General features: G+C 34.9%; 9 protein-coding genes and 1 tRNA gene. 4 read left to right on the top strand and 6 right to left on the bottom strand.

Annotated features, from left to right (window positions below):
- The first annotated feature begins 4 nt into the window (after positions 1-4).
- A complete protein-coding gene (locus A9G32_RS13625) occupies positions 5-85 on the top strand; it encodes an integrase core domain-containing protein (RefSeq protein WP_141670356.1) in 81 nt (26 codons plus the stop codon).
- Between the two features lie 35 nt (positions 86-120).
- On the opposite strand, the gene A9G32_RS06815 is transcribed toward A9G32_RS13625, so the two are convergent.
- Positions 121-1443, bottom strand: a complete 1323-nt coding sequence (locus tag A9G32_RS06815) for a hypothetical protein (RefSeq protein ID WP_065589190.1) — start codon at positions 1441-1443, stop codon at positions 121-123.
- Positions 1444-2426: 983 nt separating this feature from the next.
- Between A9G32_RS06815 and A9G32_RS13250 the strand changes: the two genes are divergently transcribed.
- Positions 2427-2789 (top strand): DDE-type integrase/transposase/recombinase, encoded by a 363-nt coding sequence (locus A9G32_RS13250; protein ID WP_202983945.1) that lies wholly within the window; start codon positions 2427-2429, stop codon positions 2787-2789.
- Positions 2779-2934: an integrase core domain-containing protein gene (locus A9G32_RS13620; protein ID WP_141672694.1), complete on the top strand. Its 156-nt coding sequence runs from the start codon at positions 2779-2781 to the stop codon at positions 2932-2934. Before A9G32_RS13250 ends, A9G32_RS13620 begins: the two co-directional genes overlap by 11 nt.
- 164 nt (positions 2935-3098) lie before the next feature.
- Here A9G32_RS13620 and A9G32_RS06805 read toward each other — a convergent pair.
- Positions 3099-3174, bottom strand: a tRNA-Lys gene (locus tag A9G32_RS06805).
- Between the two features lie 217 nt (positions 3175-3391).
- Between A9G32_RS06805 and A9G32_RS06800 the strand changes: the two genes are divergently transcribed.
- Positions 3392-4063, top strand: coding sequence for an OmpW family outer membrane protein (locus tag A9G32_RS06800; RefSeq protein WP_065589746.1), 672 nt, complete (start codon positions 3392-3394; stop codon positions 4061-4063).
- Positions 4064-4112: 49 nt separating this feature from the next.
- On the opposite strand, the gene A9G32_RS06795 is transcribed toward A9G32_RS06800, so the two are convergent.
- From A9G32_RS06795 to A9G32_RS06780, 4 genes are all read right to left on the bottom strand, one after another.
- Positions 4113-6971, bottom strand: a complete 2859-nt coding sequence (locus A9G32_RS06795; RefSeq protein WP_065589747.1) for a valine--tRNA ligase — start codon at positions 6969-6971, stop codon at positions 4113-4115.
- A gap of 193 nt (positions 6972-7164) precedes the next feature.
- Positions 7165-8013, bottom strand: a complete 849-nt coding sequence (panC, locus tag A9G32_RS06790) for a pantoate--beta-alanine ligase (RefSeq protein WP_065589748.1) — start codon at positions 8011-8013, stop codon at positions 7165-7167.
- A 5-nt stretch (positions 8014-8018) separates the two neighbouring features.
- A complete protein-coding gene (panB, locus tag A9G32_RS06785) occupies positions 8019-8873 on the bottom strand; it encodes a 3-methyl-2-oxobutanoate hydroxymethyltransferase (RefSeq protein ID WP_065574775.1) in 855 nt (284 codons plus the stop codon).
- A complete protein-coding gene (locus A9G32_RS06780) occupies positions 8870-9712 on the bottom strand; it encodes a Rossmann-like and DUF2520 domain-containing protein (RefSeq protein WP_065589749.1) in 843 nt (280 codons plus the stop codon). The genes panB and A9G32_RS06780 overlap by 4 nt, the downstream gene beginning before the upstream one ends.
- Positions 9713-9792 lie beyond the last annotated feature (80 nt).

Genomic DNA, 9792 nt, shown 5'->3' with positions numbered 1-9792 from the left:
AACGATTTATAACACCGAAAGACCGCATGAGGCATTAAATAACATGACACCGATTGAGTATAAAACACTAAAACAAGCAGCATGATTTTCTACGTGAGTTGTGTACTAAGTTTGGGGTATTTACAACACAACTCTAGTTTCATTATGCACAAAATAATAGTGCCCAATATTACCTTGCTTTGAAAAAACAGTATAATTTTGTACTCCACCATAAAAAGGGTCAGCAGTCCAGTAATCAAAATTGATATCATCCCGTATAAAATCACTATTCACGTAGTATTCATTATCCGTATACCCCCACTCTGCAAAGAATCCTCCCCCGATCCGACGTTGGAAATTATTAGGTTGACCAGATAATCCTCCTGCCCAAGCAACAATATCATTATTTGCATTTGTCATTTCAACAATATGGGGAAGCCTATAACCATTTCCTAAACTACTACAGTACACTTTGGCTGCCTCTAAACCTCCGCTATAAGTCGGCTTTGCAACAAACCATTTACTTATCATAAAACGGTATATAACATTTGTCTTTGCTTTATCTGAATAAATATTAAAGTAAGTTGGAACAACTGATGAGGTTTGACCTTTATTTGAATCACTAGGTCCGGTTAATTCTATTCTAGCAATATTGTAACGGCTTCCTTGTTTTATACTTAAATCTATATTTGAATCTGTTGGCCATTTGCTGTAAGTTAACTCTTTTGCCGATGCTCCTGCCACCGTTAAATCAAAGTACATCCCCTTAGCCCCTATAGTTGGGAAATTTGATGCGGGGGAATTTATATCTTGTGGTTTAAAGCCTTTATCATCATCCCACTGTTCAACTGGACCACGATAACTAACAAGTACATTTCCATTATACCTTAACGTTGGTTGAGCAAAGCATGCATAAGGAACTGCAACTTTAGGTGTTAGATAATAACTAACGCTTCCACCGTTAAACTCAGTTGATCTTGGCTTTCCGTATTGGGTAGATAAAATACCACTATCACTCGTTAAAGTGATTTTATAAGGCGAATAACAAGCATTTAATTCTGTATTCTCATTAACTATTTTTCCATCAACATTTTGCACGGTCATTGTAAGATTACCTGTTACAGAGATCGAACTATCGCCATCATCATCTTTCCAAAATTTGTTAGTTGATACTACATCTGTTAAAGTAACTACTGATTTCCCTTCGGGAATGAATTTCTTAATATCTTTCAGTTTTTGATCTACAGCAGGCAACTCAATTGGGTTATTTTCCGATGACGGATTATTACGGGTGCTATATTGTCTACCATCAGACAATGTAATACTCAACAAATGTTCTGTTGAATTTGCTTTAGTCCCCTTTCCATCAAACGATAAATAAGGCGCACTACCTTGAATTGTCTTTACTGTTATTGCTGATAGTGCAATTGCATTACTCGATATAGTTAAACATAACAATACCAAAATCATTCCAAAAGCATAATTTTTTATATTTGGTTGCGTTAACCGTGGAGTTAGTTTACAAATCTTTGCTATTTTAGTCAGAAACTTCGGTTTTATCCGAAGTAGTAAAAATGAAGTTTTAATTAAGTACAACTTGTAACTATAAGGACTTGAATACGTAAAAATTAACAGTATGTATAAAAATAACTTTTTAAGTTGTTCAGAGGGTGACCTGCGTACCTGCGTACCTGCGTACCTGCGTACCTGCGTACCTGCGTACCTGCGTACCTGCGTACCTGCGTACCTGCGTACCTGCGTACCTGCGTACCTGCGTACCTGCGTACCTGCGTACCTGCGTACCTTACTATTAATTATATCATTTCTTCGTCCATATTGCAATTTTTTCATCGCTTAACCCTATGATTTTATATAATAAAATTTATTAAAGTTCTTTTATTAACTAATTACGTTTTGTGAAAATACGAGTAAATATTGCGCTTTTAAAAACATAAAATACTAATATTACCTATTCACAAAAAAATTAAAATAACTATAAACTAAACAACATAACTTTTTAAAGTAAATGAAACGATTAGATTTCTTGTAAATATATTGTAAATATAACATTAACTTAATTATTAAGAAAAGTGATTAATTAGAAATATATAAAATTTACTCACATTGTTTACAGTGATTAAAAAAATACTGTAATAAATATACATAAAAAAACAAAATTAACGCCTTATCATAGACAAGAGATATAGCAAAAGAAAAAATAACGGTCACTGATTTAGCTAAACGTTTTATTGCCATTCGTTAAGTCATTTATAACGTACTAAAAAGCACGATTGAAGCTGTTTGTATTTTTAACCAGTAAGGAATGTAAGAATGAACGTTATAAAACCATTCGTTATGGAATTAAACGTCTGGTTAAAGTCGAAAAATCGATTGAAGATAAATTAAGATGACAAGTTAAACACTACAACAAAACCTATCCGTGAGAAATGCTACACGTTGATACCAAACGTTTACCTTTACTTAAAAATGAAACGAAACAGCAAACTAGAGAATATTTATTTGTCGGTATTGATGATTTTTCACGTGAGCTTTATGCGGGTATTTACCCTGATAAATCCCAATTTAGCGCGGCACAATTTTTACAAAACGATGTGTTAACCCAATGTCCTTATACTATTGAATGTGTTTATTCCGATAATGGACGTGAATATCAAGGCACCAGCGAACACTTATTTGTTAAAACATGTAACAACCACCGTATTAATCAAAAATTCACCAAACCCGCCTGCCCACAAACGAATGGGAAAGCCGAAAGAGTGATACGAACTTTGAATTGCGATGTGGCATAATCAGCATATATTTAGCGATTCAATAGATAGAAAACAAAAACTGAAACGCTTTATTAATTTTTATAATACCGTTAAACCACATAAAGCGATTTCAGGGAAAACGCCTTATGAGTTTTTAAAGGATTATTTTAACCATGAAGTGTAAACAACTCGGCGTTTTCCTACAGTTTATTACTAGCCAACTTAGTCAAGAAAGTTTGTATACAAAACATATACACAATTCAGTGCAACTTGATGCAAATAACTTTTAGCTTAGCTATTTATCTTATAATATTTTTTGGAATTAGATAAAAGTTTAAATAAGAAGAATGGTGGGTTGTGAGGGGATCGAACCCGCGACCAATTGATTAAGAGTCAACTGCTCTACCGACTGAGCTAACAACCCACTTAAATATTTCCGTTTATTTTATATAAATTATATTAATAATGCAAGTTATCAATTTAATTTTATTTGTCAGGAATTTTGATATAAATCTCAGAAATATCAAATTCAGTATTATAATATTGTAAAATAAAATTAGTTATAAAATCAATATTATTTATCTAACTAAAACTTGTTGTCATAATTTACATTAATTCGCAATTTAACTTTGGAGGCAAAAATGAAAGTATCATCAATTACAATGCTTATCTCAATGGGATTAGTAAGCTCTTTGGCTTATGCTCATACAGCAAATGAAATTATAATTCGTGGAGGACCGGTTTATGTTCATCCTCAAGATAAAAGTGATCATGTTAAAGTAGGTGGAGTAAAAAGCGATCTAAAAGCAAAGGCAGATAACGATACCCAACTTGGATTAAACTTTCAATATATGGTTACTGATAATATTGGTGTCGAATTGCTAGCTGCAACGCCTTTTAGCCATCAGCTTAAGTTAGGTGGTGGTAATTCAACAGGCCTTTCTGGTGCTCATTTAGGAAAAATTAAACACCTACCGCCAACATTAAGTGCTGTTTGGTATCCGCTTGATTCGCAATATGAGTTTCAACCTTATCTTGGAATGGGCATAAACTACACCTTCTTTTTTGATGAAAAACTCAATGGTGAAGCTAAAAAGGCTGGGTTCCATGGTTTAGATCTTGATAGTTCCTGGGGCTGGGCAACACAGGTTGGAGCTGATTATACTTTCAATGAAAATTGGCTCGTTAATGCTCAAATACGTTATATTGATATTGAAACGAAAGCAACTACACATTTAGGCAATACAAAAGTGACAGCCAATTATAAGCTTGATCCTTGGGTTGCTATGATTGGAGTTGGGTACAAATTTTGATTTAATAAGTATAAAAGCCTCTCATTTGAGAGACTTTTTATTATTAATATTAAAGATTTTTTATCAACAAATACTGTTCTTGCAGTTTGGCTTTATCATTAATATAACCTTGTTGTTTTTCTTTCTCTTTAGTGACCACTGCCGCAGGTGCTTTATCAACAAAGCTTGCGTTAGATAACTTGTTTGCAATCCGCATAATTTCACCTTCAATGCGTGCAATTTCTTTTTCTAAACGAGCAAGTTCATTTTCTTTATTAATTAATCCTGCCATAGGTATTAATAATTCTGCACCGTCAACTAATTTAGTTACTGATAAAGGTCCAGTTTCATTTTCATCTAATAAGACTATTTCAGATAATCTTGCTAATGATTCAATAAAACTAATATTATTGCTAGTGATTCGATGCACTGTTGGTGACGCTTTACGAATTAATAACTGCAGAGGCTTACTTGGTGCAATGTTCATTTCTGCACGAATATTACGTACAGCAATTACCGCATCTTTTATCCAATTAATATCTGCAACTGCCTCATCATTTGAAGACTGGTTATCAAAAATAGGCATTGGTTGTAACATAATGGTATCAGCTTTAATACCCATTAGTAGTTTTACATTTTGCCAAATTTCTTCCGTTATAAATGGAATAATTGGATGAGCCAGACGTAATAGAGCTTCTAATACAGTCACTAACGTATGACGGGCAGCACGTTGCTGCGATGCTTCGCCATTAGCTAAAATGGATTTCGTTAGTTCTAAATACCAATCACAGAACTGGTTCCAAGTGAACTCATATAAAATATTAGCAGCCAAATCAAAACGATAAGTATCAAATGCCTCACGATAAGTTTTAACTGTTTGATTAAATTCAGCCAAAATCCATTTATCAGCTAGCGAATAATCTAAATCTCCTCCTTTAAAACCACAATCATGCTGCTCAGTATTCATTAACACATAACGGCTTGCATTCCATAGTTTATTACAGAAATTACGATAACCTTCTAAACGTTTTAAATCCCAATTAATATCACGCCCTGTTGATGCTAGTGCTGCGAGTGTAAATCGTAGCGCATCAGTACCATGCGCTTCAATGCCATTTGGAAATTGCTTTTCTGTTCGCTTAGCAATTTTCTCAGCAAGTTGTGGTTGCATCATATTGCCTGTTCGTTTTTTTAACAAATCAGTTAATGAAATACCATCAATCATATCTAAAGGATCGATAACATTTCCTTTAGATTTTGACATTTTTTGTCCTTCTTCATCACGAATTAGACCTGTGACATACACCGTTTTAAATGGGACTTGCGGTTTTCCATGTTCATCTTTTATAAAATGCATGGTCATCATGATCATTCTAGCTACCCAGAAGAATATAATATCAAAACCGGTCACTAGCACATTCGTTGGATGGAACGTGGTTAAGTCGTCAGTATTTTCTGGCCAACCTAACGTTGAAAATGTCCAAAGCGCAGACGAGAACCAAGTATCAAGCACATCTTCATCTTGCTCTAACTCAATATCATTTGGCAAATTATTTTCACGTCGTACTTCAGCTTCATCACGCCCCACATATACATTACCTTGTTTATCATACCAAGCTGGAATACGGTGTCCCCACCATAATTGACGGGAAATACACCAATCTTGAATATCATTCATCCAAGAAAAATACATGTTTTCGTATTGTTTTGGTACGAACTGAATATCACCATTTTTGACCGCATCAATGGCTGGTTTTGCGAGCACTTTGGCTCGCACATACCATTGGTCCGTCAACATAGGTTCAATAACAACACCGCCACGATCACCATAAGGAATGGTTAAATCATGAGGTTCTATTTTTTCCAAAATACCTAGTTTTTCACATTGTGCAAGAACAGCTTTACGGGCAGCAAAACGCTCTAAATTCTGAAATTCTAATGGTATATCAGTTGAATATAACGTGCTAGGTTCCCCATTAGTATCAAATACTTCAGCTTGTGTACGAATATCACCATCAAAAGTTAGGATATTTATCATTGGTAACTGATGACGACGCCCAACTTCATAGTCATTAAAGTCATGAGCAGGTGTGATTTTTACACAGCCAGTACCTTTAGTCATATCGGCATGTTCATCACCAATAATAGGAATGCGACGATTTACGAACGGTAATACTACAAATTTACCAATCAGATCTTTATAGCGTGGATCTTCAGGGTTAACAGCAACACCTGTGTCACCGAATAGTGTTTCAGGACGAGTTGTGGCGACAACTAAATAATCTTTTCCTTCTGATGTTTTCATACCATCAGCAAGAGGATAACGTAAGTGCCACATTGAACCTTTTACTTCACGATTTTCGACTTCAAGATCAGAAATAGCTGTACGCAGTCTTGGATCCCAATTAACTAAACGTTTGCCGCGATAAATCAGATCTTCTTGATATAATCTAACAAAAACTTCCTTAACGGCATTGGATAAGCCTTGGTCCATTGTAAAACGCTCACGCTCCCAATCAACTGAATCCCCTAAACGGCGCATTTGCTTTGTAATGCTGCCACCTGACTCAGCTTTCCATTGCCAGATTTTTTCGATAAATGCATCACGACCATAATCATGACGAGTTTTGTTTTCTTCTGCAGCAATTTTCCGCTCTACAACCATTTGCGTTGCTATACCTGCATGATCGGCTCCTGATTGCCACAAAGTATTATTGCCTTGCATACGATGATAACGAATTAAGGCATCCATAATAGTTTGTTGAAATGCATGCCCCATATGTAAACTCCCAGTTACATTTGGTGGTGGGATAGCAATACAGTAACTTGGTTGGGACTTATCGCCATTGGGTTTGAAATACCCACTTTCTTCCCAATGTTTGTAGATAGGTTGTTCAATTTCTTGTGGATTATAAGTCGTATTTTTCATAATTAATGCATAAATCCTGATTTAAGGCATAAAATTTTGACCATTCTACAGTAAAATAGCTAAACAATAAATTGGCAGAATAATAAACTCGTTGATTTAATCTTCTTAAAAAATTTTTATTACACGACAAATGACAAAAAAACCGCTTTATATCAAGCGGTTTTATATATCTATCACCAAAATATTGTTATAACTAGGGATGTTGATATATAAAATTATCAATTAACCGTGTTTTACCAATATAAACGGCTAACGCACATAAGCAATCTTGCTCAAGCATATCAACCGATTGTAAAGATGTTAGATCAACAAATTCAATATAATCAATTTTAGCTAAGGGTTGATTGGTTATAAGCTCATGCATAACTTTTGTAATAACAGTTACTGACTTTTCCCCCTGCTTTATCATTGCTTTGGCACTTTCTATAGCTTGATAAAGGCAAACAGATGCGGATCGTTCGTTTTCGGACAAATAACTATTACGTGAGCTTTTAGCTAGCCCATCAGCTTCACGCACAATCGGACAACCAACAATCTCAATATTAAAATTCAGATCATTTACCATACGTTTAATTACAGCTAGCTGCTGTGCATCTTTCTGACCAAAATAAGCACGATCAGGTTGCGTAATATTAAATAATTTTGTGACAACAGTGCAAACACCTTTAAAATGCCCTGGACGCTTTTGTCCACATAATGCGTTGGTTAAACCATTAACGTCAACATAGCTGCTAAAATTAGGAACATACATTTCATTAACCGTTGGGCAAAAAATCAAATCTACCCCCATCTGCTCACAAGCAACTTTATCTCTATTTAAATCACTAGGATAGCTGGCTAAATCCTCAGAAGGACCAAACTGGATAGGGTTAACAAAAATGCTCACAATTACTTTTTGGTTTTCCTTTTTAGCCGCAGCCATTAGACTTTGGTGACCCTCATGCAAATATCCCATTGTTGGAACAAGTCCTATACTATACCCAGCTTGACGCCAAGCTTTTACTTGTGCTTGGACTTCTTTAATTGTACTTACAATATTCATTTGTATTAGCCCTTATGGTTAATAGTAAATTCAAGCTTGAGTTTCTCTATAACATTATCTTCAATAGAAAACTCATGATTTGTAGCTGGGAACTGTCGATTATTAACTTCTTGGCAATACAATTTAAAAGCTTGTTTCATTTGTTCACCAATCGATGCAAAAGATTTCACAAATTTTGACGAAATACCATCATACATTGATAACATATCTTGATAAACTAGCACTTGCCCATCACAATCCCCCCCCGCTCCAATGCCAATCGTCGGAATATTAACTAATTGTGTGATAAATTTCGCTAAACCTGCCGGAACACACTCAAGCAAAATAGCTGCAGCACCAGCTTTTTCAACCGCTAATGCATCAAGAACAATATTTTTAGCATGTTCATAATCCTTACCTTGAACTTTATACCCACCTAAAGCAAGTACAGATTGTGGCATTAACCCAATATGCGCTACAACAGGAATAGATGCTTGTGTAATCATTTTGATATGTTCATAAAATGCTTGCCCACCTTCAAGTTTCACTGCTTGAGCTTGCCCTTCTTTGATTAAACGACCTGCATTTAAAACCGCATCATATACAGACGTGTGATAAGACATAAAAGGTAAATCTGTCACCACAAAAGCTGACTTAGCGGCTCTTGCTACTGCTTTGGAATGGTGAATCATATCCTCCATAGTAACCGATACAGTACTATCGTAACCTAACATCACCATTCCTAAAGAATCACCGACTAACAGACAATCTATACCACTTTCGTCCATTAATTTGGCTGTAGTATAATCGTATGCAGTTAACATGGTAATTTTTTGTTGATTTTGCTTGCGTTTTTGTAGTGTAAGAATTGTATTTTTCAAGGTAACAGCTCCAGCTCTAATTGTCGATAATCCTTATTTGGATGTTTTTTCCGACTAATATTAAGTAAAATAGTTGATAATTGTAGATAAATCGGCTTGAGTTCATCAGGCATTGCCATAATATGTTGTTTGATAGTTTCAATATCACCACGTTCGACAGGTCCAGTCAAAGCATTGATCACTCCTACTTTACCAATATTATTTGCATTTCCTAGAAATAATGGATGCCAAGCCTGTTCACTAAATTCAGCATCTAGTGTACATTGTTTAAACAAATCAACACCGATTTGAACCAATGCAATAACTTGATTACTTAACATAACACAAGCAGCATGATACAACGGTTTTTTACTTGCAGGTAAAATTGCTAAAGGATTATTTAGTGGAGCTAATGTGGCTCGTAATTGAGGGATAATATTTTCATTTGCTTCAAGAGTAAAAGAGATACCTGACATTGCCATATAGCAACTAAATCTATCATAAATAGCATATAAAGGATGCAAAGAAAACGCAAATGGGTGAACAACCTTATGTTGACTAAAAATATGCGATGTTAACAGACCACTACAATGACCAATCCATTTGTTAGCAATAGATAATTGACAAAGTTCTTGCCAAACTGTGACTATTTGACCATCAGGTACTGTGACTAATATGCAATCACTATCATTAACTAATTCAGGTAAAGAAGTATAATGTTGGCTTTGAGTAAAATCACTTGCCTCTTTTGCATGTTCATAGGTTTGGCTATAAAATCCAGAAATCTGCATTCCACATATAGAAAAATACTTAGCTAAAGTGCAACCTACTTTACCTGCACCGATAAAACCAATAATCATTACAACTGTAAATTATTTGAAGTCGTTGCATTATAGCTTAATCAGCTTGATATTCAATCAAATTAGATATCAATAACATT

Origin of the sequence: Gilliamella sp. Gris3-2, assembly GCF_001690345.1 — a bacterium.
GTDB lineage: Bacteria > Pseudomonadota > Gammaproteobacteria > Enterobacterales > Orbaceae > Gilliamella > Gilliamella bombi.
Note: the sequence above shows the minus strand (reverse complement) of the source record. Positions and strands in the feature narration are given on the sequence as shown.

What these genes read in the sequence shown, in the direction of transcription:
- A9G32_RS06795 (WP_065589747.1), bottom strand. Translation starts at nt 6,971, where the DNA reads ATGAAAAATACGACTTATAATCCACAAGAAATTGAACAACCTATCTAC.
- A9G32_RS13620 (WP_141672694.1), top strand. Translation starts at nt 2,779, where the DNA reads ATGTGGCATAATCAGCATATATTTAGCGATTCAATAGATAGAAAACAA.
- A9G32_RS06780 (WP_065589749.1), bottom strand. Translation starts at nt 9,712, where the DNA reads ATGATTATTGGTTTTATCGGTGCAGGTAAAGTAGGTTGCACTTTAGCT.
- A9G32_RS13250 (WP_202983945.1), top strand. Translation starts at nt 2,427, where the DNA reads ATGCTACACGTTGATACCAAACGTTTACCTTTACTTAAAAATGAAACG.
- A9G32_RS06800 (WP_065589746.1), top strand. Translation starts at nt 3,392, where the DNA reads ATGAAAGTATCATCAATTACAATGCTTATCTCAATGGGATTAGTAAGC.
- panC (WP_065589748.1), bottom strand. Translation starts at nt 8,013, where the DNA reads ATGAATATTGTAAGTACAATTAAAGAAGTCCAAGCACAAGTAAAAGCT.